General features: G+C 67.4%; 23 protein-coding genes. 15 read left to right on the top strand and 8 right to left on the bottom strand.

Going from position 1 to position 25,728, the window contains the following annotated elements:
* Positions 1 to 11: 11 nt before the first annotated feature.
* Positions 12 to 2,237, bottom strand: coding sequence for an indolepyruvate ferredoxin oxidoreductase subunit alpha (locus I6I07_RS01645; protein ID WP_198485480.1), 2,226 nt, complete (start codon positions 2,235 to 2,237; stop codon positions 12 to 14).
* A 371-nt stretch (positions 2,238 to 2,608) separates the two neighbouring features.
* Here I6I07_RS01645 and I6I07_RS01640 point away from each other — a divergent pair, with 371 nt between their 5' ends.
* The 6 genes from I6I07_RS01640 to I6I07_RS01615 all read left to right on the top strand — a co-directional run bounded on the left by I6I07_RS01640 (position 2,609) and on the right by I6I07_RS01615 (position 8,859).
* Entirely contained in the window at positions 2,609 to 3,103 is a 495-nt protein-coding gene (locus I6I07_RS01640; RefSeq protein WP_198485479.1) for a MarR family winged helix-turn-helix transcriptional regulator, read from the top strand.
* Positions 3,104 to 3,334: 231 nt separating this feature from the next.
* Positions 3,335 to 4,906 carry an ABC transporter substrate-binding protein gene (locus tag I6I07_RS01635; RefSeq protein WP_198485478.1) on the top strand — a complete coding sequence of 524 codons (1,572 nt, stop codon included), beginning with the start codon at positions 3,335 to 3,337 and terminating at the stop codon, positions 4,904 to 4,906.
* Positions 4,907 to 4,972: 66 nt separating this feature from the next.
* Positions 4,973 to 5,962 carry an ABC transporter permease gene (locus I6I07_RS01630; protein ID WP_054416501.1) on the top strand — a complete coding sequence of 330 codons (990 nt, stop codon included), beginning with the start codon at positions 4,973 to 4,975 and terminating at the stop codon, positions 5,960 to 5,962.
* A complete protein-coding gene (locus I6I07_RS01625) occupies positions 5,962 to 6,876 on the top strand; it encodes an ABC transporter permease (RefSeq protein WP_006393132.1) in 915 nt (304 codons plus the stop codon). Before I6I07_RS01630 ends, I6I07_RS01625 begins: the two co-directional genes overlap by 1 nt.
* 10 nt (positions 6,877 to 6,886) lie before the next feature.
* Positions 6,887 to 7,867, top strand: coding sequence for an ABC transporter ATP-binding protein (locus tag I6I07_RS01620; protein ID WP_006393133.1), 981 nt, complete (start codon positions 6,887 to 6,889; stop codon positions 7,865 to 7,867).
* Positions 7,864 to 8,859 (top strand): ABC transporter ATP-binding protein, encoded by a 996-nt coding sequence (locus tag I6I07_RS01615; protein ID WP_198485477.1) that lies wholly within the window; start codon positions 7,864 to 7,866, stop codon positions 8,857 to 8,859. Before I6I07_RS01620 ends, I6I07_RS01615 begins: the two co-directional genes overlap by 4 nt.
* Positions 8,860 to 9,342: 483 nt before the next feature.
* Here the strand turns inward: I6I07_RS01615 and I6I07_RS01610 are convergent, their stop codons facing one another.
* Positions 9,343 to 9,864, bottom strand: a complete 522-nt coding sequence (locus I6I07_RS01610) for a hypothetical protein (protein ID WP_198485476.1) — start codon at positions 9,862 to 9,864, stop codon at positions 9,343 to 9,345.
* Between the two features lie 129 nt (positions 9,865 to 9,993).
* Entirely contained in the window at positions 9,994 to 10,782 is a 789-nt protein-coding gene (locus I6I07_RS01605) for an AraC family transcriptional regulator (protein ID WP_198485475.1), read from the bottom strand.
* A gap of 98 nt (positions 10,783 to 10,880) precedes the next feature.
* Between I6I07_RS01605 and I6I07_RS01600 the strand changes: the two genes are divergently transcribed.
* The 4 genes from I6I07_RS01600 to I6I07_RS01585 all read left to right on the top strand — a co-directional run bounded on the left by I6I07_RS01600 (position 10,881) and on the right by I6I07_RS01585 (position 14,593).
* Positions 10,881 to 11,807 carry a DMT family transporter gene (locus I6I07_RS01600; RefSeq protein WP_198485474.1) on the top strand — a complete coding sequence of 309 codons (927 nt, stop codon included), beginning with the start codon at positions 10,881 to 10,883 and terminating at the stop codon, positions 11,805 to 11,807.
* Positions 11,808 to 11,886: 79 nt separating this feature from the next.
* A complete protein-coding gene (gene ettA, locus I6I07_RS01595) occupies positions 11,887 to 13,560 on the top strand; it encodes an energy-dependent translational throttle protein EttA (RefSeq protein ID WP_006393139.1) in 1,674 nt (557 codons plus the stop codon).
* A gap of 84 nt (positions 13,561 to 13,644) precedes the next feature.
* Positions 13,645 to 14,178, top strand: a complete 534-nt coding sequence (locus I6I07_RS01590; protein ID WP_198485473.1) for an isochorismatase family protein — start codon at positions 13,645 to 13,647, stop codon at positions 14,176 to 14,178.
* Positions 14,179 to 14,368: 190 nt separating this feature from the next.
* Positions 14,369 to 14,593, top strand: coding sequence for a glycine zipper 2TM domain-containing protein (locus tag I6I07_RS01585; protein ID WP_006388976.1), 225 nt, complete (start codon positions 14,369 to 14,371; stop codon positions 14,591 to 14,593).
* 133 nt (positions 14,594 to 14,726) lie between these two features.
* Here I6I07_RS01585 and minE read toward each other — a convergent pair whose 3' ends face one another.
* From minE to I6I07_RS01565, 4 genes are all read right to left on the bottom strand, one after another.
* Positions 14,727 to 14,984 carry a cell division topological specificity factor MinE gene (gene minE / locus I6I07_RS01580; RefSeq protein ID WP_198485472.1) on the bottom strand — a complete coding sequence of 86 codons (258 nt, stop codon included), beginning with the start codon at positions 14,982 to 14,984 and terminating at the stop codon, positions 14,727 to 14,729.
* Positions 14,985 to 14,987: 3 nt separating this feature from the next.
* Entirely contained in the window at positions 14,988 to 15,803 is an 816-nt protein-coding gene (minD, locus tag I6I07_RS01575) for a septum site-determining protein MinD (RefSeq protein WP_198485471.1), read from the bottom strand.
* Between the two features lie 168 nt (positions 15,804 to 15,971).
* Positions 15,972 to 16,892, bottom strand: coding sequence for a septum site-determining protein MinC (gene minC, locus I6I07_RS01570; RefSeq protein ID WP_198485470.1), 921 nt, complete (start codon positions 16,890 to 16,892; stop codon positions 15,972 to 15,974).
* A 90-nt stretch (positions 16,893 to 16,982) separates the two neighbouring features.
* Complete coding sequence (locus tag I6I07_RS01565; protein ID WP_198485469.1) at positions 16,983 to 17,714, bottom strand: IclR family transcriptional regulator; 732 nt, start codon at positions 17,712 to 17,714, stop codon at positions 16,983 to 16,985.
* A 103-nt stretch (positions 17,715 to 17,817) separates the two neighbouring features.
* Between I6I07_RS01565 and I6I07_RS01560 the strand changes: the two genes are divergently transcribed.
* The 3 genes from I6I07_RS01560 to I6I07_RS01550 are packed head-to-tail and all read left to right on the top strand — an operon-like array spanning position 17,818 to position 21,046.
* On the top strand, positions 17,818 to 18,744 hold the full coding sequence (locus tag I6I07_RS01560) for a hydroxymethylglutaryl-CoA lyase (RefSeq protein WP_198485468.1): 927 nt from the start codon (positions 17,818 to 17,820) through the stop codon (positions 18,742 to 18,744).
* A complete protein-coding gene (locus I6I07_RS01555; protein WP_198485467.1) occupies positions 18,741 to 20,003 on the top strand; it encodes a CaiB/BaiF CoA transferase family protein in 1,263 nt (420 codons plus the stop codon). Before I6I07_RS01560 ends, I6I07_RS01555 begins: the two co-directional genes overlap by 4 nt.
* Positions 20,004 to 20,053: 50 nt before the next feature.
* Positions 20,054 to 21,046 (top strand): Bug family tripartite tricarboxylate transporter substrate binding protein, encoded by a 993-nt coding sequence (locus I6I07_RS01550; protein WP_198485466.1) that lies wholly within the window; start codon positions 20,054 to 20,056, stop codon positions 21,044 to 21,046.
* Between the two features lie 312 nt (positions 21,047 to 21,358).
* Here the strand turns inward: I6I07_RS01550 and I6I07_RS01545 are convergent, their stop codons facing one another.
* Positions 21,359 to 23,125 (bottom strand): glutamine--tRNA ligase/YqeY domain fusion protein, encoded by a 1,767-nt coding sequence (locus I6I07_RS01545; protein ID WP_198485465.1) that lies wholly within the window; start codon positions 23,123 to 23,125, stop codon positions 21,359 to 21,361.
* Positions 23,126 to 23,261: 136 nt separating this feature from the next.
* On the opposite strand from I6I07_RS01545, the gene I6I07_RS01540 reads away from it, so the two are divergent.
* Together I6I07_RS01540 and I6I07_RS01535 are read left to right on the top strand one after the other, a co-directional pair.
* Complete coding sequence (locus I6I07_RS01540) at positions 23,262 to 24,605, top strand: cytochrome ubiquinol oxidase subunit I (RefSeq protein WP_198485464.1); 1,344 nt, start codon at positions 23,262 to 23,264, stop codon at positions 24,603 to 24,605.
* On the top strand, positions 24,602 to 25,657 hold the full coding sequence (locus I6I07_RS01535; protein ID WP_006393152.1) for a cytochrome d ubiquinol oxidase subunit II: 1,056 nt from the start codon (positions 24,602 to 24,604) through the stop codon (positions 25,655 to 25,657). The genes I6I07_RS01540 and I6I07_RS01535 overlap by 4 nt, the downstream gene beginning before the upstream one ends.
* The last annotated feature ends 71 nt before the right edge of the window (positions 25,658 to 25,728 follow it).

Here is a 25,728-nt window from a genome sequence, read left to right as displayed (position 1 = left end):
GGGGCGGGTCCTCACAGGGCGAATTTGGCCAGGCGCGCTTCGCGGCGGCGCTGCAGGTAGCCGATCACGCCCTGGCGAACGCGCGCCAGGAAACGGTCGCGGCCGCTGGGGTTGTGGACGATGTCGGCGCGGTAGAACGACGGGCACAGCACGGCGGCGTGCGCCACCTCGCCGCAGTTGCCGCAGCCGACGCAGCTGCTTTCGACGTGGGCCACCGGATCTTCCTTGAGGGGATCGCCGCTGTCCTTGACCGTCAGCGACGGGCAGCCGGACAGCCGGATACAGGCGTGGTCGCCGGTGCAGACGTCGGGGTCGACGCCGAAGCGTTCCTTGACCACGCGCTTGCCCGCCTTGACCGCCTGGTTGAACAGCGGCTTGATGCGGCGCTGCTTGTTCAGCATGCATTCCGACTGGGCGATGATGACCTTGGGGCCCTTGATGTCGGTGGTCAGCGCTTCCTCGATGGTGGCGCGCACCTTGGCGACGTCATAGGTGCGGTCCAGCGTGCGCACCCACTTCACGCCCACGCCGCGCACGGCCTGGTCGATGGGGTTGTTGGTGGAGCGGTCCGGATTCTCGGCGCGCGACGACAGGATGTCCTGCCCGCCGGTGGCCGAGGCATAGAAGTTGTCGACGATGACGATGACGCCGTCGTACTTGTTGAACACCGCGTTGCCGATGCCCGAGGCCAGGCCGTTGTGCCAGAAGCCGCCGTCGCCCATGATCGAGATGGGACGCTTGGCCGCCGGCACGTTGAAGGCCGCGGCGCTGGAGGCGCCCAGGCCGTAGCCCATGGTGGTCGCGCCCAGGTTGAAGGGCGGCAGGATCGAGAACAGGTGGCAGCCGATGTCGCAGGAGATATGGTGCTGGCCCAGTTTTTCCTGCGCCAGCGTCAGGGCCGAGAAGATCGGCCGCTCCGGACAGCCGGTACAGAAGCCGGCCGGACGCGGCGGCACCACCGCGGCGAGTTCGGCGACGTGCTTGTGGAAGGTGATGGGCTGCTCGGCCGGACGCGGCGCGGGCTTGGGCCGCGTGATCTCGGTGACCTGCAGCGTGGCGTCGGCCGCGGCGCCATCGGCGGCCACGGCGGGATGGGTCTGCAGCGATTCGGGGCGTTCGCGCTTGAGGAACGCGCGCAGGCCGTCGCGCATCACCTGGGTGGTGTATTCGCCCGCCATCGGCAGCACGTCCTTGCCGGCCAGCTTCGTGTCGACGCCGGCCTTGCGCAGCACCGCGTGCAGCGCCTGTTCCAGGTAGTCGGGCTGGCCTTCCTCCAGCAGCAGCACAGCGCGCTTGCCGCGGCAGAAGTCGATGACCTCGTCCTCGATCACGGGGTAGGCCACGTTCATCACGTACAGCGGGATGCGGCTGTTGCCGAAGTTGTCCGCCAGGCCCAGCAATTGCAGGGCGCGGATCACGCCGTTATAGAGGCCGCCTTGCAGGATCAGGCCGATGTCGTCCTGGTCGCCGTCGAAGTGCTCGTTGAGCTTGTGTTCCTTGATATAGCGGATGGCGGCCGGCCAGCGCTCCTTGATCTTTTCCTGCTCGTGCAGGAACGACGCGGGCGGCAGCACGATGCGGCTGGTGTCGCGCGCCGGGCTTTCCAGCGCCTCGGCCAGCGAGAACGCCGGCCGCTTGTTGTCCTTGGCGATGAAGCGGCCATGCACGTGGCAGCCACGGATGCGCAGCTGCAGCATCACCGGCGTCTTGCTGGCTTCCGATAGCGAGAAGCCGTCTTCCACCGCCTTGACCATGCTTTCCAGGTTGGGGCGCGGATCGAGCAGCCAGATCTGCGATTTCATGGCGAACGCGTGCGAGCGTTCCTGCATGATGGACGAGCCTTCGCCGTAGTCCTCGCCGACGATGATGAGCGAACCGCCGGTGACGCCGCCCGAGGCCAGGTTGGCCAGGGCATCCGAGGCGACGTTGGTGCCGACGGTGGATTTCCAGGTGACGGCGCCGCGGATCGGGTACATGACCGAAGCGGCCAGCGTGGCGGCGGCGGTGGCCTCGGAAGCGCTGGCCTCGAAGTGCACGCCGAGTTCCTGCAGGATGTCGTTGGCGTCGGCCAGCACGTCCATCAGGTGCGAGATCGGCGAACCCTGGTAGCCCGCGACATAGCCCACGCCGGATTGCAGCAGCGCCTTGGTGACCGCGAGAATGCCCTCGCCGCGGAACTCTTCGCCCGCGCCAATGCGCAACTGCTGGACTTCTTTCTTGAAAGACCTTTCAGCCATCTCGAACTCCTCCACGCGGACCGGCATCCGGGTCCCGAAGTCATGCTGCTTCGCAGCATGTCCATGTCACGAAATCTTGCCCTGAAAAATACTTTAGGAGTCAACGTTTTAGCTGTCAACAAAAAAGATGAAATTTCATGGAATCAAAAAAATATCACGCTAAAACAAGGGTGTATATACTGGTTGTCCTCTAGCCTGACGGCGCCGAAAAGGCGCTTTCATGGTGCAAAAACGGGTTGCGATTCGGGGTATACCCTGTGCTGCGCAACAGCATTGCGCCGCGTCATGGCGCGCGTTTGCGCCGCCGTGGTGCAATGCGCCTGCCGGCCTCGGGTCGTCTATTCAATATTGATGCGTGGGAGCGGAACAACATGCGGTCGGACAAGCAGGGCAACGGGACCCAGGCCAGTGGCGCGCGGTTCGTCGACGACTACCTGGCCTACCTGCTGGCGCAGGCCAGCCAGCGCATCTCGGCGGAGTTCCACCAGCAGGTGAAGGCGGCGGGCCTGTCGGTCACCGAGTGGCGGGTGCTGGCCAGCCTGGAGGGCAGCGCCGGCGAGACCATCGGCGACCTGGCGGTGCTGGCGATCACCAAGCAGCCGACGCTGAGCAAGGTGGTGCAGCGCATGGAAGCCGAAGGGCTGGTGACGCGCACCGAGGTGCGCGCCGACCGGCGCCAGACGCGCGTGGTCATCACCACCAAGGGCCGGCACCTGATCGGCGCGCTGTGCGAGCAGGCCATGCAGCACCAGAAGGCGGTGCTGGCGCCGTTCGGCGAGGACCAGGCGGCGCTGCTGATCGACATGCTGCGGCGCCTGATGGCCGAGCACGTGCCGCTCGACCTGCCGCTGGACGCCGACGAATAGGGCGGGCCGGCCGCGTGAAACCGGGGCGGGCGCCAGGCCGCCGGCCGGTCCGGTCAGGCGAACAGTGTTTACATCAAGGGGCCATCGATTTTTTTGTCATATTTTTATACGTCCCTAAATATGTTTCTCCTGTGGAAACCCCCTCCGGTACGCATAAACCCTTAATTGACGCGGGTCTTGGGCCTAGGCAATATCGCGCCGGTATTCAGACTACAGTCAGGAGTTGAACCTATGCGCCGCACTTTGATTGCCATCGCGATCGCCGCCGCCGTGGCCGTGCCCTCGATCGGGCAGGCCAAGACCTTCCGTTGGGCCGCCCAGGGCGACATCCTCACTTTCGATCCGCACTCGCAGAACGAAGGCATGACGATCGCCGCCAACAGCTACGTCTATGAACCGCTGGTGGACTACGACAAGGACTTCAAGGTGGTGCCGCGCCTGGCAACCGAGTGGCAGCAGGTTTCGCCCACGCTGTACCGCTTCAAGCTGCGCCCCGGGGTCAAGTTCCACGACGGCGCCGCCTTCACGGCCGACGACGTGGTGTTCTCGGTGCACCGCGCCATGGCGCCCACCTCGAACTACAAGGCCTACACCACCGGCATCAAGGAAGCGCGCAAGATCGACGACCTGACGGTCGAGATCGAGACCTCGGCGCCCAACCCGGTGCTGCTGCGCCAGCTGCCCAACGTGTTCATCATGAACAAGGCCTGGTCGGAGAAGAACAACATCGCCAAGCCGCAGGACTTCGTCAACAAGGAAGAGACCTTCGGCGCGCGCAATACCAACGGCACCGGCCCGTACAAGCTGAAGTCGCGCGAAGTGGACGTGCGCACCGTGTTCGAAGAGAACAAGGACTGGTGGAACAAGGCCGGCAAGGTCGGCAACGTGACCGAAGTGGTGTTCACCCCGATCAAGCAGAACGCCACCCGCACCGCCGCGCTACTGTCCGGCGAGATCGACTTCGTGCTGGACCCGGCCGCCCAGGACCTGGATCGCCTGCGCCAGTCGGCCAAGGTGGTCGAGGGCAACGAATACCGCACCATCTACCTGGGCCTGGACCAGAAGCGTCCCGAGCTGCAGTACTCCAGCATCAAGGGCAAGAACCCGTTCCAGGACATCCGCGTGCGCGAAGCGCTGTACCGCGCCATCGACGTCGACGCCATCAAGCGCGCCGTGATGCGCGGCCTGTCGGCGCCCACCGGCACCATGATCGCGCCGCAGGTCCACGGCTGGGCCGAGTCGCTGCACAAGCGCGTGCCCTACGATCCCGAGAAGGCCCGCGCCCTGCTCAAGGATGCCGGCTATGACGGCACCCTGAACTTCACGCTGGACTGTCCCAACAACCGCTACATCAACGACGAGGCCATCTGCCAGGCCGTGGTCGGCATGTGGGCCAAGGTGGGGGTGAAGGCGACCATGAACGCCATGCCGCGTTCGACCTACTTCCCCAAGGTGCAGAACTCCGACACCAGCGCCTACCTGTTCGGCTGGGGCGTGCCGACGTTCGACGCCATGTACACGCTGCAGAACCTGATCCGCACCAAGGGCGAGGGCGCGGACGGCATGTACAACCTGGGCAACTACAGCAACAAGGAACTGGACGCGATCATCGACCGCATCAAGACGGAAACCGACGTGGCCAAGCGCGACGCCGACATCGTCAAGGTGCTGGAAGTCCACGCCCAGGAATTCGGCCACATCCCGCTGCATGACCAGGTCATTCCCTGGGCCATGCGCAAGAACGTGTCGGTGATCCACCGCGCGGACAACCGCCTCGTTGCCGACTGGGTCAAGGTCGACTGACCCCGCCCTTCCGGCTAACCAGACAGCGAAGCCCCGCGGGGCTTCGCCGTTTTGCCTTTCCCGCCTATGTTTGCTTTCATACTGCGTCGCCTGTTGCAGGCCGTAGCGGTGATGCTCACCGTCGCGCTACTGGCCTTCGTGCTTTTTCAATACGTCGGCGACCCTGTCACCATCATGCTGGGACAGGACGCCACCGATGCCGAGCGCATCGAACTGCGTGAGCGCCTGGGGCTGAACGAGCCAGCCATCGTCCAGTTCGGCCACTTCGTGGCCAACGCCGCGCAAGGCAATTTCGGCATTTCCCTGCGCCAGAGCGAACCGGTCTCGACCCTGCTCAAGTCGCGCCTGCCGGCCACGCTGGAGCTGTCCCTGGTGGCGGCCCTGCTGGCGCTCGTGGTGGGCGTGCCGCTGGGCGTGTACACCGCGCTCAAGCGCAACAGCCTGCTGTCGCAGCTGCTGCTGGCCGGCTCGTTGCTGGGCGTGTCGTTGCCGACCTTCCTGATCGGCATCCTGCTGATCCTGGTGTTCTCGGTGCAATTGGGCTGGCTGCCCAGCTACGGCCGTGGCGATACCGTGGCGCTGGGCTGGTGGACGTCCGGCCTGTTCACCGCGAATGGCTGGAAGCACCTGATCCTGCCGTCGATCACGCTGTCGCTGTTCCAGATGACGCTGGTGCTGCGGCTGGTGCGCTCCGAAATGCTGGAGGTGCTGCGTTCGGACTACATCAAGTTCGCCCGCGCCCGCGGCCTGAAGCGCCGCGCCATCCATTTCGGCCACGCGCTCAAGAACACCATGGTGCCCGTCATCACCATCACCGGCCTGCAGCTGGGCGGCATCATCGCCTTCGCCATCGTGACCGAGACGGTGTTCCAGTGGCCCGGCATGGGCCTGCTGTTCATCCAGGCGGTGCAATTCGCCGACGTGCCGGTGATGGCCGCGTACCTGTGCCTGATCGCGCTGGTGTTCGTGGTGATCAACCTGATCGTCGATCTTCTGTATTTTGTCGTGGACCCGCGCCTGCGTTCCGGGCTGACCCGCGGCGGAGGTGGCCACTGATGCGTGCCGTACTGAAACGCTGGTGGGACAGCGATATTGCCTGGGCCTGGCGCCGGGCGCCCGTGGCCATCGTCGCCACCGTGCTGCTGGCGGCCCTGCTGATCGGCTCGTTCGGCGCCGGCTGGGTGGCGCCGCACAATCCGTTCGACCTGACCAAGGTCGAGCTGCTGGACGCGCTGTTGCCGCCGGCCTGGTCGCCCAACGGCCAGTCGACCTATCTGCTGGGCACCGACAGCCAGGGCCGCGACCTGTATTCCGCGATCCTGTACGGCACCCGCGTGTCGCTGCTGATCGGTCTGGCCTCGGTGCTGCTGTCGATGCTGATCGGCATCGTGCTGGGGCTGATCTCGGGCTACGCGGGCGGGCGCATCGATGCCTTCATCATGCGCATCGCCGACGTGCAGCTGTCGTTCCCCGCGATCCTGATCGCGCTGCTGATCGACGGCGTGGCGCGCGCGGCGGTGCCGCGCGAGCTGCACGAGATCATCGCGTTTCCGGTGCTGATCGGCGCCATCGCGCTGGCCGGCTGGCCGCAGTACGCGCGCACGGTGCGCGGCTCGACCCTGGTGGAGAAGAACCGCGAATACGTGCAGGCGGCGCGCGTGATCGGCGTGGCCTCGCCCGTCATCATGTTCCGCCACGTGCTGCCCAACGTGCTGGGGCCGGTGCTGGTGCTGGCCACCGTGCACCTGGCGACCGCCATCATCACCGAGGCGACGCTGTCGTTCCTGGGGGTGGGGGTGCCGCCGACGGCGCCGTCGCTGGGCACGCTGATCCGCATCGGCAACGATTTCCTGTTTTCCGGCGAATGGTGGATCACCATCTTCCCGGGCGCGGCGCTGGTGCTGCTGGTGTTGTCGGTCAATCTGCTGGGCGACTGGCTGCGCGACGCACTCAACCCGCGCCTGAATTAGAGATATACCCATGAGCGCATTACTTGAAGTCCGCAATCTGCGCGTCGAGTTTCCGACGCGCCGCGGCACGCTACGCGCCCTGGACGACGTGTCCTTTTCGATCCAGGCGGGCGAAGTCCTGGGCGTGGTGGGGGAATCGGGCGCCGGCAAGTCGCTGACCGGCGCGTCGATCATCGGCCTGCTGGAGCCGCCCGGCCGCATCGCGGCCGGCGAGATCCTGCTGGCGGGCCGGCGCATCGACAACCTGCCCGACGAGCAGATGCGCCGCGTGCGCGGCCGCGAGATCGGGGCGGTGTTCCAGGACCCGCTGACCTCCTTGAATCCGCTTTACACGGTGGGCCGGCAACTGGCCGAGACCATCGTGACGCACCTGGACATGAGCTGGTCGCAGGCGCGCAACCGCGCGGTCGAGCTGCTGGCGGCCACGGGCATCCCGGCGGCGCGCGAGCGCATCGACCATTACCCGCACCAGTTCTCGGGCGGCATGCGGCAGCGCGTGGTGATCGCGCTGGCGCTGGCGGCCGAGCCCAAGCTGGTGGTGGCGGATGAGCCGACCACGGCGCTGGACGTGTCGATCCAGGCGCAGATCATCGAGCTGCTCAAGCGCCTGTGCCGCGAACAGGGCACGGCGGTGATGCTGATCACGCACGACATGGGCGTGATCGCGGAAACGGCGGACCGGGTGGCGGTGATGTATGCGGGGCGGGTGGCCGAGATCGGGCCCGTGCGCGACGTCATCCACCAGCCGCGCCATCCGTACACGACGGGACTGATGGGGTCGATCCCGTCGCTGCAGGGACATTCCGAGCGGCTGGTGCAGATCGACGGCAGCATGCCGCGGCTGAACGCGATTCCGCCGGGCTGTGCCTTCAATCCGCGCTGCGGCCGGCGCCTGCCGCGTTGCGGCCAGGACCGGCCCGAACTGATGCCGGCGGGCACGTCCCGCGCGGCCTGTTGGTTGCATGAAAACGAAGTCGAGGTGGCAACATGAGCACGCCGTTGGTGGAAGTGAAAGACGCGGCGCGCTGGTTCGATGTGTCGCCGCCCTGGCTGGAGCGCAAGCTGGCGGGCAAGCCGCGGGTGATGCTGCGCGCGGTGGACGGCGTGTCGTTCGAGATCAAGCGCGGCGAGACGCTGGCGCTGGTGGGCGAATCGGGTTGCGGCAAGTCGACGGTGGCGCGCATGCTGGTGGGGCTGTATGGCCTGACGCGCGGCGACATCCGTTTCGACGGCCAGCCGCTGTCGCGCATGTCGGAGCCGGGAGGGCGCGAGCTGCGCAAGCGGTTGCAGATGATCTTCCAGGATCCGTACGCGAGCCTGAATCCGCGCTGGCGCGTCGGCCGCATCATTGCCGAGCCGATGCTGACGCACACGAAGATGACGCCGGCCGAGCGCACGGCGCGGGTCAGCGATCTGCTCAGGCAGGTGGGGCTGGATCCGGCCGACCAGAGCCGCTATCCGCACCAGTTCTCGGGCGGGCAGCGCCAGCGCATTTCGATCGCGCGGGCGCTGGCGGTGAATCCGGAGTTCCTGGTGTGCGACGAGCCGACGTCGGCGCTGGATGTGTCGGTGCAGGCGCAGGTGCTGAACCTGATGAAGGATCTGCAACGCGAGCTGGGGCTGACCTATCTGTTCATCTCGCACAATCTGGCGGTGGTGCATCACGTGGCCGATCGGGTCGGGGTGATGTACCTGGGGCGGATGGTGGAGGTGGCGCCGCGCGATGAGCTGTTCGCGCGGCCGCGGCATCCGTATACGCGGATGCTGCTGGAGGCGATTCCGGATATCGACGGGACGGGGAAGCCGCGCACGGCGGTGGCGGGGGAAGTGCCGAATCCGTTGAATCCGCCGTCGGGGTGTACGTTTCATCCTCGGTGTCCGCATGCGAATGAGCGGTGCAGGGCGGAGGCGCCTGTGGGGAGGATGGCGGGAGTGGCGGTGGTGGCTTGCCATGCGGTGGAAGAGGGGCGGATTGCGGTTTGACTCCAGTGTTGGCGGTTGGTTGAGTTCTTGAGGCGTCTGTCGCGGCGCGGGGCGGGGGGCGCGGGGCTACGATTGCGGTCCGGAGCCTTCGCTCCGGACTGCCCCTTCCTCATCTTCGTCCAGGCCTTCGGCCTTCCCTTCAGATTCCGTCGGGCGCATCTACACGCCCCGCGCCCCCCGCCCCGCGCCGCGACAGACTTGCGTCGGTGGCTCATGAAGGGCGCTGGGGGGAGCGGTGTGCTTGGCGTTTAGGCCGGCACTGTCGTGGGGGGAAGGGCTTGCGGGGCTGCTGCAACGGGGCCGCGCGGGCGGCCGTTGCAGCGTCTGAACAGTGGGGCGTCGATGTGGTGCTGGTTTGCCTGCTTGCCGGTTTTTCGGCGGGGCGGTGTCGCGGGGGAGTGGTTTTGGCGAAGGGCTTCTTTTGGGAAGCCCTTTTTGCTTGGTGGCGGGCGGCTCAATGGGGCCTGCCGCCTGCCTTCTGGTTCAGTGACGGTGGCCGGGGTCGTTGTGATCGTGGGGGTGGTCGTGGGCGTCGTCTTCGTCCTCGTCGTCGTCTTCTTCGTCTTCCTCATCCGGATCGGGCAGGGGTTCTTCCGTCAGGGCGAAGGGGAGGACGTCTTCCAGGGTGTCGGACCAGGCGGACTCTTCGCCGTCGTGGTCTAGCTTGATGAAGCGCTCGCCTTCGTTCAGGGAGATCTGGATGGCCCAGAGGTAGAGGCAGTCGTAGGTGTCGTCGCCGGTGGGGGGCAGGCCGCCGCGGTTGCCGAGGAGGCGGGCGCCGGGGCCGCCCAGCTGGACGTGGGTCTGCTCTTCGTCGGGCTCGGCGTTTTCGTCGATGGGCACGCCGTAGGTGACCCATTCGGTGCCTTCGTCTCCCAGCACGACTTCGGCCAGGACCGGCTTGCCCAGGTAGGCGCTGAGGGCGTCTGCGGTTTTGGCCAGCATGTCGAGTTCGGTCGCGCTGAAGTGGGTCAGGGAAGGCGGGGGCGTGGCTGAGGCGGACATGGGGGTTCCTGGCGCGATGATGCCGCGGGGACGGCGTTACGAAAAAACAGACGCTATTGTCTCGCGATCACGCGAGGCTTGCATCGGGCGCTTGGATGACGATGCATCGGCTCGCGTCACGGTGGTGGTTCAGGCCGGCGCGGCGGCGCGTTTGCGGGCGCTGTCGGGGGATTGGCCAGTCAGGCGCTGGAACATGGCGATGAAGGCGGACGGGGTGCTGTAGCCGAGTTCGCGCGCCACGGTTTGCACCGGATGGCCGGCATCGAGCATCTCCAGGGCGCTGACCACGCGCAGGCGCTGGCGCCATTCGTTGAAGGGCATGCCCAGGTGCTGCTGGCAGTGGCGCAGCAGGGTGCGCTCGGTGATGCCGGCGGTGGCGGCCCAGTGGGCCGCGCCGCGCTTGTCGCCGGGCTGGCGCTGCAGGGCCGCGAGGATCGGCGCCAGCGTCGCGTCGTGGGTGGACGGCAGGTAGCTGGCGTAGGCGCGGGCTACGCGGATCTGGTCGATCACGACCTGCGCCAGGCGCCGGTCTTCGGGCGTATCCGGATAGGCGATGCCGCGCCGTTCGAAGTCGGCCAGCACGGCCCGCATGACCGGGCTGATCTCCAGCGTGCAGGGCGTGGCGGGCAGGGTGGCGCAGGCGGCGGCGGGGACGTCGATGCAGGCGTAGTGCACCTCGGCCTGGTTCTGGCAGCAATGCGGGACCTGCGGCGGGATCCAGATGGCGTAGTGGGGCGGCGACAGGTAGGTCGTGTCCTCGATGCCGATTTCCATGATGCCCGAGAGGGCGAAATTCAATTCGCCCCAGGGCGAGCGATGGCGCTGGATGCTGGATTTCGGCAGGAAATGCAGGATGCGGCAGGCCAGGGGATAGGGCCTGCCGGGGCCGAGGTCGGGAGGGGACGCGCCGGGATCCATGTCCGAAGTTCGCGTGGGATTGTCGGTTTTTCATTATATACAGCGAGTCGGACAGATCCTACACTGGCCGCCTGTTTTCCATGCTTGGCAGTATTTCCATGACGCGCGCAGATTCTCCCGCCACCCCGGCCCGCTACCTGCTGTTCCCGCTGTTGGCGGCACTGATCTGGTCGGTCAACATGATCGTGACCAAGATGGCCGCCGGCCTGATTTCGCCCGCGGTCATCGGCTTCTACCGCTGGGCCCTGGCGGGCGTGCTGCTGACGCCGTTCGCGCTGCCCGCGCTGTGGCGCCAGCGCCGCCTGGTGTGGCCCTATCTGCCCAAGTTCGCGGTGCTGGGCGGGCTGGGCATGGCGCTGTACCAGGGGCTGGCCTACGTGGCGGCGGGCAGCACGACCGCGACCAACATGGGCATCATCACCGCCATGATCCCGCTGCTGACGATCGCGGTGGGGGCGCTGGTGCTGCGCGAGCGGCCGTCGGCGCTGGCGATGCTGGGCGGCCTGCTGTCGCTGGCGGGCCTGGCGCTGCTGATCGGCGAGGGCGATCCGACGCGGCTGCTGTCGGTGGGCGCCAACCATGGCGACGTGCTGATGGGCGTGGCCGCGCTGGCCTACGCGCTCTACGGCGTGCTGCTGCGCCGCTGGGGCCTGCCCGTCGGGCCGTGGGTGTCGCTGTACGTGCAGGTGGCGTTCGGCGTGCTGTTCCAGCTGCCGGGGTTCCTGATGGCGCCCGCCTCGCCGATCAATGGCGACAACCTGCCGTTGGTGCTCTATGCGGGGGTGTTCCCGTCGCTGTTCGCGCCGTTCCTGTGGATGCAGGGCGTGCGGCACCTGGGGCCGAACCGCGCCAGCGTGTTCCTGAACCTGATGCCGGTGGGCACGGTGGCGATCGCGGCGGTGTTCCTGGATGAAAAGCCGCATCTGTTCCACATCATCGGCGGCGCGATGGCGCTGGCCGGGGTGATGCTGGCGCAGATGCGGGCGCCGTTCGCCGGCTGGCGGCGGGCGCGGGCCGCGTCGTAGAACGGCCGCCTGTCGCACGCCTGTCCGGGTTCCGGCCTACAATCAACGATTCATCAGCTTTCTTACCCTATACGAGCCCATGGCCCAATACGTCTACACCATGAACCGCGTCGGCAAGATCGTGCCGCCCAAGCGGCAGATCCTGCGTGACATCTCGCTTTCGTTTTTTCCTGGCGCCAAGATCGGCGTGCTGGGCCTGAACGGCTCGGGCAAGTCGACGCTGCTGAAGATCATGGCGGGCGTGGATCGCGAGATCGAAGGCGAAGCCATCCCCATGCCGGGCCTGAACATCGGCTACCTGCCGCAGGAACCGCAGCTCAACCCCGAGCACACGGTGCGCCAGGCGGTTGAGGAAGGCCTGGGCGCCGTGGTCACCGCCAAGAAGCGCCTGGACGAGGTCTACGCCGCCTACGCCGAGCCGGATGCCGATTTCGACGCGCTGGCCGCCGAGCAGGCCGAGCTGGAAGCCATCATCGCGGCCGCCGCCTCCAGCGGCGCCGACGACATCGAGCACCAGATGGAAATCGCCGCCGACGCGCTGCGCCTGCCGCCCTGGGATGCCATCGTCGGCAACCTGTCCGGCGGTGAAAAGCGTCGCGTGGCGCTGTGCCGCCTGCTGCTGTCCAAGCCCGACATGCTGCTGCTGGACGAACCGACCAACCACCTGGATGCCGAAAGCGTCGAGTGGCTGGAACAATTCCTGCACAAGTTCCCGGGCACCGTCGTGGGCGTGACCCACGATCGCTACTTCCTGGACAACGCCGCCGAGTGGATCCTCGAACTGGACCGCGGCTACGGCATTCCCTGGAAGGGCAACTACAGCTCGTGGCTGGAACAGAAGGAAGACCGCCTCAAGCAGGAAGAGTCGTCCGAGTCGGCCCGCCAGAAGACCATCAAGAAGGAACTGGAGTGGGTGCGCCAGAACCCGAAGGGCCGCCAGGCCAAGGCCAAGGCGCGCCTGGCCCGCTTCGAGGAACTGTCGTCCTACGAATACCAGAAGCGCAACGAAACCCAGGAAATCTTCATTCCGGTGGGCGAGCGCCTGGGCAACGAGGTCATCGAATTCAACAACGTCAGCAAGGCCTACGGCGACCGCCTGCTGATCGACAACCTCAGCTTCAAGATCCCGGCCGGCGCCATCGTCGGCATTATCGGCGCCAACGGCGCCGGCAAGTCGACGCTGTTCCGCATGATCGCGGGCCGCGAGCAACCGGATTCGGGCGAGGTGAAGATCGGCCAGACCGTCAAGCTGGCCTACGTCGACCAGTCGCGCGACGCGCTCGAAGACAAGAAGACCGTGTTCGACGCGGTCGCCGACGGCGCCGACCTGCTGACCGTGGGCAAGTTCGAAATGTCCTCGCGCGCCTACCTGGGCCGCTTCAACTTCAAGGGCGGCGACCAGAACAAGGTGGTCGGCCAGCTGTCGGGCGGCGAACGCGGCCGCCTGCACATGGCCAAGACGCTGATCGCCGGCGGCAACGTGCTGCTGCTGGACGAACCGTCCAACGACCTCGACGTCGAAACGCTGCGCGCGCTGGAAGACGCGCTGCTGGAGTTCCCCGGCAGCGTCATGGTCATCAGCCACGATCGCTGGTTCCTGGACCGTATCGCCACGCACATCCTGGCCTTCGAAGGCGATTCGCAAGTGGTGTTCTTCGATGGCAACTACCAGGAATACGAAGCCGACAAGAAGCGCCGCCTGGGCGAAGAGGGCGCCAAGCCCAAGCGCCTGCGCTACAAGGCATTGAAGTAAGCTGGCCTGACTGGCAGTCCGAAAACCCGGCCATTGCGTGCCGGGTTTTTTTCAAGCGGTTCCCAATATTCCAGGAGTCCCCCCATGCTGCTGCAAGCCTCCGATTCCACGTTGCTCATCGTCGACATGCAGGGCCGCCTGATGCCCGTGATCCACGACGGCGACGCGGTGTTGGCCGCCAACGCCAAGCTGGCGCAGGCGGCACGGCTGCTGGAGGTGCCGGTGGTGGCCACCGAGCATCACAGCAAGATGCTGGGCGTCACGGTGGCGCCGCTCGCCGAACTGGTGCAGTCCACGTTCCAGAAGATGCATTTCTCCGCGGCGCGCGAGCGTGGCTTCGATGCGTGGCTGCCCGCGGCGCGCAAGACGGTGCTGGTGACCGGCTGCGAGGCCCACATCTGCGTGTTGCAGACCGTTATCGGTCTGACCGAGCTGGGTTACAAGGCGATGCTGGTGGCCGACGCGGCGGGCTCGCGCAAGCCGTCCGACCACCATGCCGCGCTGCGCCGCGCGCGCGCCCACGGCGCCGAGATCGTGACCTCGGAAATGGTCATTTTCGAGTGGATGGAAACTTGCGAGCACGCGCGCTTCCGCGACGTGTTACGTCTGGTCAAATAGCGCCCCGTTCCAGCAACACTGTCCCTGGGAAGCGCAAAGATTCCCTCGCCGTTTGACACAATTCCTGGGCAAACTTCACAGCGCGGGACGGGATATTTTGCGATCCTGAAGGCTCTAAACCCACAAGGGGCATCGTGCGCTCGCGTCTGGATGTTGGTGCGACCCCGGGGACAAGAATAGGAGCCTCATCATGAAAATCGCATCTCTTTCCAAAATCTGTGTCGCTGTCGCCATGGCCGCCGCCATGGCGGGTTGCTCGTCGTGGGATAGCATGAGCCATCGCCAGAAAAGCACGGTTGGCGGTGCGGCGCTCGGCGGTGTGGCGGGTGCCGTCATCACCAACGGCGGCATCCTCGGCACGGTGGGCGGCGCTGCCATCGGTGGCGTCATCGGCGATCAGGTGGGCAAGCACTAAGCCGCGGACCAGGCGGCCGCCAGCGCATGCTGGCGTGCCATGCCCAAATGCGAAAACGCCCGGCATCGCCGGGCGTTTTTTTGCGTGCGTCGCGCGCGGATCCGGCGCCGGCCAGCGGCGCGCGGAACACGCGTCAGGGCTCGCTTTGCGGCATCTCGATCTTCACTTCCAGCACTTCAAGGGTGTCCTGGCGTTCCAGGTGCACCTTGATGTCCTCGGGGTTGATCTTCACGTACTTGGAAATCACCGCGATGAGTTCCTGCTGCAACTGCGGCAGGTAGTCGGGCGAGTCGCCACGGCCCCGCTCGTGGGCCAGGATGATCTGCAACCGTTCCTTGGCGACGGAAGCGGATGTTTTCTTTTGACCAAGCAGAAACGACAGGAAGGACATTGCTTACTTGCCTCCGAACAGGCGTTTCAGGAAACCCGGCTTTTCGTAGTCGGTAAAGCGCAGGGCCTTGTCTTCGCCCAGATAGCGGGCCACGACGTCCTTGTAGGCCTCGGACACGTCGGTATCTTTCAGGTGGATGGCCGGCAGGCCCTGGTTCGAGGCCTGCAGCACGGCTTCGGACTCGGGGATGACGCCGATCAGCTTGATGCGCAGGATGTCCTCGATGTCGCCCAGCGACAGCATTTCGCCGTCGACCACGCGCTTGGGGTTGTAGCGCGTCAGCAGCAGGAATTCCTTGACCGGGTCGCCGCCGTCGACGGCCCGCTTGGACTTGGCCGCCAGGATGCCCAGGATGCGGTCGGAGTCGCGCACCGACGAGACTTCGGGGTTGGTCACGACCAGCGCGTCGTCGGCGAAATAGGCCGCCATCAGCGCGCCCGTCTCGATGCCGGCGGGCGAATCGCAGACGATGTAGTCGAAGCCCATTTCCTTCAGGTCGTTGATGACCTTTTCCACGCCTTCCTGCGTCAGCGCGTCTTTGTCGCGCGTTTGCGAGGCGGGCAGGATGAACAGGTTTTCAAGCTGCTTGTCCTTGATCAGCGCCTGGTTGAGCGTGGCTTCGCCCTGGATCACATTGACGAAGTCGTACACCACGCGACGCTCGCAGCCCATGATGAGGTCGAGATTGCGCAGGCCGACGTCGAAGTCGATGACAGCGGTCTTGTGGCCCCGCATCGCGAGGCCCGCGGAAAAACTGGCGCTCGTCGTGGTTTTGCCCACGCCGCCTTTGCCGGAAGTCACCACAACAATGCGTGTCATGACGATCAAACCCTTATGTTCGAATAAATCGCGTTATCGTAAAGCAAAAAGCCCGTGTAAGGCTTCTTACAGAATGTGTTGAACGGGCACCGCCCGTTCGAGGCAAACAGAGTCTTTCGATGCAAGACCGTTCCGAAGTCGGCGCGGTCTTGCGAATGGCGGGCCGTCTCAGGCCTTCAGGGCCTCGATGCGCAGGGTGTCGCCATCCAGGCGCACCAGCGCGGGCTGGTTGTGCAGCGAGCGGTCGAGCTTGTCCTCGACCACGCGATACACGCCGGCCACGGCCAGCAGCTCGGCATCCAGATGCGTGGTGAAGATGCGCGCCGAGGTATCGCCGCGGGCGCCGGCCATGGCCTTGCCGCGCAGCGGTCCGTACACGTGCACGTTGCCGTCGGCGATGACTTCGGCGCCCTGGCTGACCATGCCGATCACGACCAGGTCGGTGTGGCGCGCGTAGACGCGCTGGCCGGAGCGCAGCGGGCGCGTGATGACCAGGGCCGACGACGATTGCGGCGCGGCCGGCGTCGGGCTGGCGGCCGACGTGGTGCTGGCGGCGGCGCGCTCGGGCAGCGGTTCGGCGGCGGGCTTGGCGGCGGTCGTGTCCGCGGCTTTCCCGGAGGCCTTGTCGGCGGCGTTAGCGACGGGTACTTCAGCGGCCGGTGCGTCGGCGGTCGGCGTGGGCGCGGGGGCGATCTCGACCGCGGCGGCCGGCACCGATGGCACCGGCGTGGCGACGTCGTTGGGCGGGGCGGTGTCGATCACCTGCGCCGGACGGGCCGCGGGCGTCGACAGCTCCACCGGCGTCAGGCCGGCGGCGCGGGCCGCGGCCAGGTTGGCGCCTTCGGCCACCACGCCGATGGGGGGCAGGTTGTGCCCGCGCAAGGCGGCGACCAGCGCGGCCCAGTCGATGGCTTCCTCGACGCGGCTGGCGTCGATCACCACGGGCTCATTCTCGAAGAAGCTGCCGGCGTCGGCCATGCGCTTGGCCAGCGCGGCGTTCAGGCGTTCCGGGTCGGCGCTGTGCAGCACCACCCGGATGGCATACAGGGTGGCGCTCTTGAAGTCCAGGGCTAGGGATTCAGTGTTCATCTTGATTGGGGCTGGCGGTTCGGGGCGCCTGGAAGGGGCGCGCGCAACCGGCTGCGGAATGTCGGGCATGATAACCCGCCCAGGCCCCGTTCAATCGTTCGGCCAAGGGTAAAAACCCCCCAGGTTGCGGGTCGCTTCGGCGGCGGCGGCCACCACCAGCGCCGCATGCTCGCGTTGCAGCCGCGGCGTCGGCATGGTCAGCGTGACGGCGCCGGCCAGGGCGCCCGTCTCATTGAAGACCGGCGCCGAGATGCCGGACAGCTCGGGCATGCGGTCGCCCTCCAGCACCACCACGCCGCTGTGGCGGATGGTCTCGTACGGCTCGCCGGCCGCGCCGGCGAAGGCCATCAGCACGCGTCCGCCCGCGCCCCGTTCCAGCGGCAGCAGGTCGCCGGCCTTGATGTGGTCGCGCACCGGCTGCGGCGAATCCACCCGGTACAGGCACAGGCGATGGTCGCCCTGGCGCACGTGGAACGCGGCGCTTTCACGGGTGACGCGGGTCAGTTCCCGCAGTACCGGCATCACCACCCCTTCCAGCGAGAACGACGCCGCATACACGGCGTGCAGCCGCGCGATTTCCGCGCCCAGCGCGTATTGGCCGTCCGCGGTGCGCTGCACCAGGCGGCCGTGTTCCAGCGAAGCCAGCAGGCGCAGCACGGTGCTTTTGTAGAGCTGGGTGCGTTCGGCCAGTTCCGCCAGGGACAACGAGGCGTCGCCCGTGCGGAAGGCGGACAGCACCGACAGCGCGCGATCGACCGCGGCGGCGCCGCCAGGGGCGGCGTGCTGGTCGGCGAGGGAGGGCTGGCTGGCTTTTCTGGGCATGGCGAAACGGCCTTTCGGACAGGCAGGGTTGACACCCGGAATCCGGATGGGGAATAATTTATAGAACGTAGTTCTATCTTATAGAACGATAAGGAGAAAGTCAATGCCCCAGATTCTAGTCAGCGAGGTCGGCCCCCGGGATGGGTTGCAGAGCATCGCCGCCGTCATGCCCACGCCCGCCAAGCTGCGCTGGATCGGCGCGTTGGTGGCGGCCGGCCTGCGCGAAATCGAGGTCTGCTCGTTCGTGCCGCCCAAGCTGCTGCCGCAGATGGCCGATGCCGCCGAGGTGGTGGCGGGCGCGCGCCGCCTGCCCGGCCTGCACGTCGCGGCGCTGGCGCCGAACCTGCGCGGCGCGCAGGCCGCCTTCGAGGCCGGCGCGGCCAAGGTCACGCTGCCGGTGTCGGTCAGCGAGGCCCACTCCCTGGCCAACGTGCGCAAGACCCATGCGCAGATGCGCGACGAAGTCGCGGCGGTGGTGGCGCTGCGCGACGCCAGCTATCCCGACGTCAAGCTCGAGGCCGGGCTGTCCACCGCCTTCGGCTGCACCCTGGCCGGCCAGGTGCCGGAAGCCGACACGCTGCGCATGGCCGTGGCCATGGCGCAACTGGGCGTCGACGAAGTGGGCCTGTCGGACACCACCGGCTACGCCAACCCGGCCCAGGTCGGGCGTTTGTTCAAGGCGTTGCGCGCCGAGCTCGGCGCGCGCGCCGGCGGCGCCCATTTCCACAACACCCGCGGCCAGGGGCTGGCCAACGTGGTGGCGGCGCTGGAGGTCGGCGTCGACACCTTCGACGCCAGCCAGGGCGGCCTGGGCGGCTGTCCCTACGCGCCCGGCGCCACCGGCAACATCGTCACCGAGGACCTGGTGTTCCTGCTCGAATCGATGGGCCTGGATACCGGCATCGACGTCGACGCCCTGATGGCCGCCCGCGTCGCGCTGCGCGACGGACTGCCGGGCGAACCGCTGTATGGCCACGTGCCCGACGCGGGCCTGCCCAAGGGATTCACCTACGCGCGGGAGGCCGCATGAATCCGAACGCACGACACGAGACTGGCGCCGAGCCGGCCCTGCCGCTGACGGGCATCCGCGTGGTCGAGTTCACCCACATGGTGATGGGCCCCACCTGCGGCATGATGCTGGCCGACCTGGGCGCCGAGGTCATCAAGATCGAACCGGTGCAGGGCGACAACACGCGCCGCCTGAAAGGCTCGGGCGCGGGCTTCTTCACCATGTTCAACCGCAACAAGAAGAGCCTGCCGGTCAACCTGCAGGATCCTCGCGGCATCGAGCTGGTGCTCAAGCTGATCGCCACCGCCGACATCGTCAGCGAGAACTTCAAGGCCGGCACCATGGCGCGCCTGGGGCTGGACTACGCCACGCTGTCGAAGCTGAACGAGCGCCTGATCTACGTGTCGCACAAGGGCTTCCTGCCCGGCCCGTACCAGCACCGCACCGCGCTCGACGAGGTGGTGCAGATGATGGGCGGCCTGGCCTACATGACCGGCCCCGAAGGCCGTCCGCTGCGCGCGGGCGCGGCCGTCAACGACATCATGGGCGGCATGTTCGGCGCCATGGGCGCCATGGCCGCGCTGCTCGAACGCCAGCGCACCGGCCGCGGCCAGGAAGTGCAGAGCGCGCTGTTCGAGAACAACGTGTTCCTGGTCGGCCACCACATGATGCAGTACGCCGTCACCGGCAAGCCCGCCGCGCCCATGCCCAGCCGCATCTCGGCGTGGGCGGTGTACGACGTTTTCACCGTCAAGGACGGCGAGCAGATCTTCCTGGCGGTGGTGTCCGACACCCAGTGGAAGCTGTTCTGCGAGGCCTTCGACTTCGCCGACCTGGCGGCGGACGCGCGCCTGGCGGGCAACAACGACCGCGTCGAGGCCCGCGCCTGGCTGATGCCGATCCTGCGCGAACGCCTGGCGTCGCAGCCGGCCGCCGCCATCGCCGCGCGCTTCGAGGCCCAGGGCCTGCCCTATGCGCCCATCGCCAAGCCGCAGGACCTGTTCGACGATCCGCACCTGGCTGCCACCGGCGGCCTGGCCGACGTCGTCCTGCCGCAGGACGGTGCGGGCAGCGGTGCGGGCGGCGGTGCGGGCAGCGGCGCCAGCGCGCACGCCAAGGTGCCGCTGCTGCCCATCACGCTGGGCGGCCGCCGCCCCGGCGTGCGTATCGATCCCCCGGCACTGGGCGCGCATGGCGCCCAGTTGCTGGAAACCCTGGGGCTGAGCGCGACGCAGATCGCAGCCCTGACCGAAGCAGGCGTCGTGGGGCCTGTGAACTAACCCTGTCGGCCCCGGCCGTCCCGCTACGTATTCCCTCTGGAGACAACCTCATGCAAGTCCTCTCGCGCCTCTTGCCGCGCCGCCTGGCCGCGGCCGCGATCGCCGTGGCCACCCTGGCCGGCGCCGCGCCCGCCATCGCCGCCTATCCCGAACGCCCCATCAACCTGGTCGTGCCGATGCCGCCGGGCGGCGGCACCGACGTCGTCAGCCGCCTGCTGGCCGAGCGCCTGGGCGTGGCCACAGGCTGGAACCTGGTGGTGCAGAACAAGCCCGGCGCCACCGGCAACATCGGCATGGACTACGTGGCCCGCGCCCAGCCCGACGGCTACACCGTCGGCATGGGCCAGGCCGCCAACCTGGCGATCAACCCCGCGCTGTATCCGAAGATGCCGTTCGACCCGAAAAAGGACTTCACCCTGGTCGGCCTGATCGCCGCCCAGCCGGTGGTCCTGGTGGTGCGCGCCGACTCGCCCTACAAGACCCTGGCCGACCTGGTCGCTGACGCCAGGAAAAAGCCCGCCGCCACGCTACGCCTGGCCTCCGCCGGCAACGGCACCATCGGCCACATGTCCGGCGTCATGCTCGCGCGCCGCGCCGGCATCGAGTTCCTGCACGTCCCCTACAAAGGCGCCGGCCCCGCCGTCACCGACCTGGTCGGCGGCCAGACGGATCTGTATTTCATCACCCCGCAAACCGCCTTCCCGCTGATCGCCGCCGACAAGCTGCGCGCCCTGGCCGTCACCTCCACCGCCCGCCTCGCCGCGCTGCCCAACGTCCCCACCGTCGCTGAATCCGGCTACCCCGGCTTCGAAGCCTCCGCCTGGACCGGCCTGGTCGGCCCCGCCGGCATGTCCCCCGACATGGTCAACCAACTCAACGCCCGCGTGCAGGCCGTCCTGAAAGAGCCCGCCGTCGTCAAACGCCTGGAAGACGAAGGCAGCCAACCCCTGGGCGGCACCCCCGCCGACTTCGAGGCCTACATGAAAAGCGAAACCGCCAAATGGGCCGAGGTAGTAAAGGCCGCCAACATCAAACTGGACTGAAAGCGGGCGGGGCGCCCCCCACGCCCCAGCAAACCTTACGCCCCGAACAAGCCCCCCCGCGCGCAGCGTCCACCGCCCCGACGCCAGACACCACGTATGCCAAAACCGGCCGCCCGCGCGGCCGATTTTGGCGGGCCCCGCAAACCCCTCCGGAACCCCTGGATCCAGCAGCGCAACAACCATCGAAACCGCCAGCCTCTCGGGCCGGGCCGCTTGGGGGCGACCCACGAAGAAAGCCCCCACGCCAGCAGCCAAAAAAAAGCGCCCGAAGGCGCCTTTTCCAATGCAGACCGCAAAAGGGCAACCCCCCCTTTACCCCTGCGCCCAAGAATCCCGCAACGTCACCACCCGATTCAGCACAGGCTTCTCCACGGTCGACTCCTTCAAGTCAGCCGTGAAATACCCCAGCCGCTCGAACTGCCACGTCGCCCCCGGCGAAGCCACCGTGCTCGGCTCCAGCCACGCCGTCACCGTCTGCTTCGAATTCGGATTCAGGCAGGCCAGGAAATCCTTGTCGCCGCCATCCGGCCGCGGATCCGCGAACAGGCGGTCGTACAGGTGGATCTGCGCCGGCACCGCGTGCGCCGCGCTGACCCAGGTGATATTGCCCTTGACCTTGACGCTGTCCGCGCCCGGCGTGCCGCTGCGCGTCTCCGGCAGGTACTCGGCCTGCACCTCGACCACGTCGCCCGCCTCGTTCTTGGTGAAGCCGGTGCAGCGCACCACATAGCCGTACTTCAGGCGCACCAGGTTGCCCGGGAACAGGCGGAAATACTTCTTCGGCGCTTCCTCGCGGAAGTCATCGCGCTCGATCCACAGCTCGCGCGACAGCGGGAACTCGCGCACGCCGGCTTCCGGATCGTGCGGATTGCGCGGCGCGGTGCAAATCTCGGTCTGGCCTTCCGGATAGTTGGTGATGACCAGCTTGAGCGGGTCCAGCACCGCCACCGAACGCGGCGCGATCGGGTCCAGGTCGTCGCGCACGGCCTGCTCCAGCAGGCTGTAGTCGATGCGCGAATCCGACTTCGACACCGCCGTGCGGTCGCAGAACAGGCGGATCGAGGCCGGCGTGTAGCCGCGGCGGCGCAGGCCGAAAATGGTCGGCATGCGCGGATCGTCCCAGCCGTCCACGTGGCCTTCGCGCACCAGCTGCAGCAGCTTGCGCTTGCTGGTGACCACGTAGCTCACGTTCAGGCGCGAGAACTCATACTGGTGCGGCAGCGGCCGGGCCAGCTTGCCCAGTTCGGCCAGGCGTTCCAGGATCCAGTCGTAGAACGGCCGCTGGTCTTCGAACTCCAGCGTGCAGACGCTGTGCGTGATGCCTTCCAGCGCGTCTTCCACCGGGTGCGCCCAGCTGTACATCGGGTAGATGCACCACTGGTTGCCGGTACGGTGGTGGGTGGCGTGGCGCACGCGGTACATGACCGGGTCGCGCAGGTTGATGTTGGGCGACGCCATGTTGATCTTGGCGCGCAGCACCAGGCTGCCGTCCGGGTGCTTGCCGTCGCGCATCTCGCGCAGCAGCGTGATGGACTCGGCGGCCGGGCGGTTGCGCCAGGGCGAGTCGGTGCCGGGTTCGGTCAGGGTGCCGCGGTTGGCGCGGATCTCGTCGGGGCTCTGCGCGTCGACGTAGGCGTGGCCGGCCTCGACCAACGCCTCGGCGAACTCGTACATATAGCCGAAGTAGTCGCTGGCGAAGTACAGGTTCTCGCGGCCGTCGGCTTTCCAGTCGAAGCCCAGCCAGTGCACGGCCTCGATGATGGCGTCGACGTATTCCTGATCTTCCTTCTCGGGGTTGGTGTCGTCGAAGCGCAGGTGACAGACACCGCCGAAATCACGGGCCAGGCCGAAGTTCACGCAGATGCTCTTGGCGTGGCCGATGTGCAGGTAACCGTTGGGCTCCGGCGGAAAACGGGTGCGGATCTTGGCCGGGTCGGGTTCGCCCTGCTGCTGCACGGAGGCCGGACCGGGCTTGCCCGCCCAACGCTTGCCCTGGAAGCGGTTGGCTTGCAGGTCGTCTTCGACGATGTTGAGCAGGAAATTGGATGCGGCGGGGGTCGGCGTCGTGGCGGAGGTCATTCTTGAAAGAATAGGAAAAAGCAGCGACAAAGCGTCAATTTTGCCACGTTCCCGGGAGAAGCCATTTTTGGCCCGCTGCAAGCGGTTTCAAACTGGCCCCCATTGTCATGTAACTGGCTCTACACTACGGGCCATCATGGATATCTCCACCCTTTCCCTGGCCCGCGCGCAATTCGTGGCCAGCCTGAGCTTCCTGGCGCTGTTCCTGGCCGTGGCGCTGGCGCTGGCGTGGGTCCTGCTGTTCTTCAAGATACGCGCCCGCGTCTCGGGGCAGGGCGGCTGGACCGCCGCCTACCGCTTCTGGGTTCGCATCTTCGCCCTGTCGTTCGTGCTGACGCTGGCCGCCTGCGTGCCCGTGCTGATCCAGCTGGGCAGCCTGTGGGCCGGTCTGATGGACAAGATCGGCAACGTCGCCGGGCCGCTGCTGGGCTACGGCATCCTGTCGGTGTTCATTCTCAAGTCGTGTTTCCTGGGCGTCATGCTGTTCGGCCAGCGCCGCGTGTCCGACGGCGCCCACACCCTGGCGGTGCTGATGGTGGCCGTGGGGCAGCTGGTGGCGCTGTTCTGGGTGCTGGCGCTGCAATCGTGGATGCAGACGCCGGATGGCGCCGTGCTGGTCGACGGCCGCTACCAGGTCTACGACTGGGCGGCGGTGGTGCTGAACCCCTCGGTCGGCTGGCGCATGGCCGTGGTGGTGGTGGGCTCGGCCCTGGCCGCCGCGTTCCTGATGATGGGCGTGACCGCTTTGCAGGCGCTGCGCCGTCCGCTGGATGACGGCGAGCGCTGTACCTTCAAGACCGGCCTGGCGATCGCCGCGCTGGCTTCCGTGCTGCAACTGCCGGTGGCCTCGGGCGCCGGCCAGATGGTGGCGCAGTACCAGCCCGCCAAGGCCGCTGCCGCCGCCGGCTACTGGGAAAGCGGCGCCGAGCCGCGCCTGGTGCTGTTCGGCTGGCCCGACGCCCGCGCCCACGTCAACGTGGCCGACTGGACCTGGAACAACGCCGGCGGCATGTGGCTGCACCGCAATGAAGACGGCACCTACCAGGGGCTGGACAAGTATTCGGGCATGCTGCCGCCGGTGGCGCTGACCTTCTGGTCGCTGCGGGTGGCGGCGGGGCTGGGCCTGTTGATGCTGGCCGTGTCCTGGGTCACGGTATTGATGACCTGGCGCCGCGGCATGGATGTCGCGGTGGTGCCGCAATGGTGGCAGCGCGTGCTGTGCGGCATGATGTTCTCCGGCGGCATCGCCGTCGTGGCGGCCTGGTGGGTGTCCGTCATCGGCCTGCAGCCCTTCGTCGTCAACGGCACGATCACCCAGACCGAGGTGCTGGGTCCCATGTCTTCCAGCACCGTGCTGTACGGCCTGATCGGCTATGGCCTGCTGTACGCGCTGTTGCTGGCGGCCTTCGCCGGCATGCTGTTCCACGCGGCCCGCTACGGCGTGGTGCCGGTGCGCAAACTGGGCGGGGGAACGCCATGATCGCCATGCTCGCCGCTTCGCAGGGGCTGAGCCCCGACGATCCTTCCTTCTGGATGCCGCTGGCGTTCATGGGCCTGCTGTTCGTGGTCATCGCCGCTGGCGTGGTGCTGGACGGCTTCGACCTGGGCGTGGGCATCCTGCTGCAACTGGCGCCCGAACAGGAACGCGGCCGCATGATGAGCCTGCTGAGCCCCTGGCGCGACGCCAACGAATTCTGGCTGCTGCTGGGCATGGGGCTGTTCGCCTCGGCCTTTCCGTTCGCCTGGGGCGCGGTGCTGGGCAAGCTCTACGGACCGCTCACCTTTATGGTGCTGGGCGTGGTGCTGCGCAGCGTCTCCTTCGAATTCCGCATCCGCGCCCGCAACGAGGCCAAGCCGCGCTGGATCTTCGCCTTCTGGGCCGGTTCGCTGATGACCGCTTTCGGCCAGGGCATGCTGCTCGGGCGCATCGCCACCGGCTACCAATCCGACGCCGGCTACGGCTGGTTCGCGCTGTTCGTCGGCCTGTGCGCCGTGGCCGCCTATGTGCTGCTGGGCGCGTCGTGGCTGGTGATGCGGGTCGACGGCGAGCTGCAGCGCCGCGCCGCCAACTGGGCGCGCCACGCGATCCGCTGGACCGCGGTCGGCATGGTCGCCATCGCCGTCACGCTGGGCCTGGCCAACGCCGGCATCTTCTACAAATGGAGCAACATCGCCCACCTGAGCCTGGCGGCCACGGTGTGGGTGCTGATGCTGGCGGGTTTCGTCGCCGCCGAAATGCTGCTGGCTCGCCTGCCGGGCCGCGCCGACCGTTTCAGCTGGCTGCCGTTCGTGCTGTGCGTGGCATTGTTCCTGCTGATGCTGAGCGGCCTGGCCTACAGCCTGTTTCCTTACCTGATCCTGGACGACATGACGCTGTGGGACGGCGCCGGCGCGCTGGGTTCGATGCGGCTGGTGATGGCCGGCGCGGTGGTGGGGATTCCGGTGGTGCTGGTGTTCAACATCCTGGCCTACCGCTCGGTGTTCGGCAGGGAGCGCGCGCCCGTGCCGCTGTTGCCGCCGCCGTCGCCCTGACGGCAATGCGGGCGCCGTGAGGGCGCCCGCCGGATCGGCCGCCACCAAGGGCGGCCGCAAGGGCGCCGGCC

The sequence above is a fragment of the Achromobacter deleyi genome, assembly GCF_016127315.1.
Lineage (GTDB): Bacteria > Pseudomonadota > Gammaproteobacteria > Burkholderiales > Burkholderiaceae_B > Achromobacter > Achromobacter insuavis_A.
This window is presented reverse-complemented; position numbering and strand designations above follow the sequence as displayed.

Bases quoted from the DNA above. Each gene is read 5' to 3' on its own strand.
- I6I07_RS01630 (WP_054416501.1), top strand. From the start codon at position 4,973: ATGTTTGCTTTCATACTGCGTCGCCTGTTGCAGGCCGTAGCGGTGATG.
- I6I07_RS01625 (WP_006393132.1), top strand. From the start codon at position 5,962: ATGCGTGCCGTACTGAAACGCTGGTGGGACAGCGATATTGCCTGGGCC.
- I6I07_RS01540 (WP_198485464.1), top strand. From the start codon at position 23,262: ATGGATATCTCCACCCTTTCCCTGGCCCGCGCGCAATTCGTGGCCAGC.
- I6I07_RS01645 (WP_198485480.1), bottom strand. From the start codon at position 2,237: ATGGCTGAAAGGTCTTTCAAGAAAGAAGTCCAGCAGTTGCGCATTGGC.
- minE (WP_198485472.1), bottom strand. From the start codon at position 14,984: ATGTCCTTCCTGTCGTTTCTGCTTGGTCAAAAGAAAACATCCGCTTCC.
- I6I07_RS01620 (WP_006393133.1), top strand. From the start codon at position 6,887: ATGAGCGCATTACTTGAAGTCCGCAATCTGCGCGTCGAGTTTCCGACG.
- I6I07_RS01585 (WP_006388976.1), top strand. From the start codon at position 14,369: ATGAAAATCGCATCTCTTTCCAAAATCTGTGTCGCTGTCGCCATGGCC.
- I6I07_RS01640 (WP_198485479.1), top strand. From the start codon at position 2,609: ATGCGGTCGGACAAGCAGGGCAACGGGACCCAGGCCAGTGGCGCGCGG.
- I6I07_RS01600 (WP_198485474.1), top strand. From the start codon at position 10,881: ATGACGCGCGCAGATTCTCCCGCCACCCCGGCCCGCTACCTGCTGTTC.
- I6I07_RS01605 (WP_198485475.1), bottom strand. From the start codon at position 10,782: ATGGATCCCGGCGCGTCCCCTCCCGACCTCGGCCCCGGCAGGCCCTAT.
- I6I07_RS01550 (WP_198485466.1), top strand. From the start codon at position 20,054: ATGCAAGTCCTCTCGCGCCTCTTGCCGCGCCGCCTGGCCGCGGCCGCG.
- minD (WP_198485471.1), bottom strand. From the start codon at position 15,803: ATGACACGCATTGTTGTGGTGACTTCCGGCAAAGGCGGCGTGGGCAAA.
- I6I07_RS01560 (WP_198485468.1), top strand. From the start codon at position 17,818: ATGCCCCAGATTCTAGTCAGCGAGGTCGGCCCCCGGGATGGGTTGCAG.
- ettA (WP_006393139.1), top strand. From the start codon at position 11,887: ATGGCCCAATACGTCTACACCATGAACCGCGTCGGCAAGATCGTGCCG.
- I6I07_RS01635 (WP_198485478.1), top strand. From the start codon at position 3,335: ATGCGCCGCACTTTGATTGCCATCGCGATCGCCGCCGCCGTGGCCGTG.
- I6I07_RS01590 (WP_198485473.1), top strand. From the start codon at position 13,645: ATGCTGCTGCAAGCCTCCGATTCCACGTTGCTCATCGTCGACATGCAG.
- I6I07_RS01545 (WP_198485465.1), bottom strand. From the start codon at position 23,125: ATGACCTCCGCCACGACGCCGACCCCCGCCGCATCCAATTTCCTGCTC.
- I6I07_RS01615 (WP_198485477.1), top strand. From the start codon at position 7,864: ATGAGCACGCCGTTGGTGGAAGTGAAAGACGCGGCGCGCTGGTTCGAT.
- I6I07_RS01610 (WP_198485476.1), bottom strand. From the start codon at position 9,864: ATGTCCGCCTCAGCCACGCCCCCGCCTTCCCTGACCCACTTCAGCGCG.
- I6I07_RS01555 (WP_198485467.1), top strand. From the start codon at position 18,741: ATGAATCCGAACGCACGACACGAGACTGGCGCCGAGCCGGCCCTGCCG.
- I6I07_RS01565 (WP_198485469.1), bottom strand. From the start codon at position 17,714: ATGCCCAGAAAAGCCAGCCAGCCCTCCCTCGCCGACCAGCACGCCGCC.
- I6I07_RS01535 (WP_006393152.1), top strand. From the start codon at position 24,602: ATGATCGCCATGCTCGCCGCTTCGCAGGGGCTGAGCCCCGACGATCCT.
- minC (WP_198485470.1), bottom strand. From the start codon at position 16,892: ATGAACACTGAATCCCTAGCCCTGGACTTCAAGAGCGCCACCCTGTAT.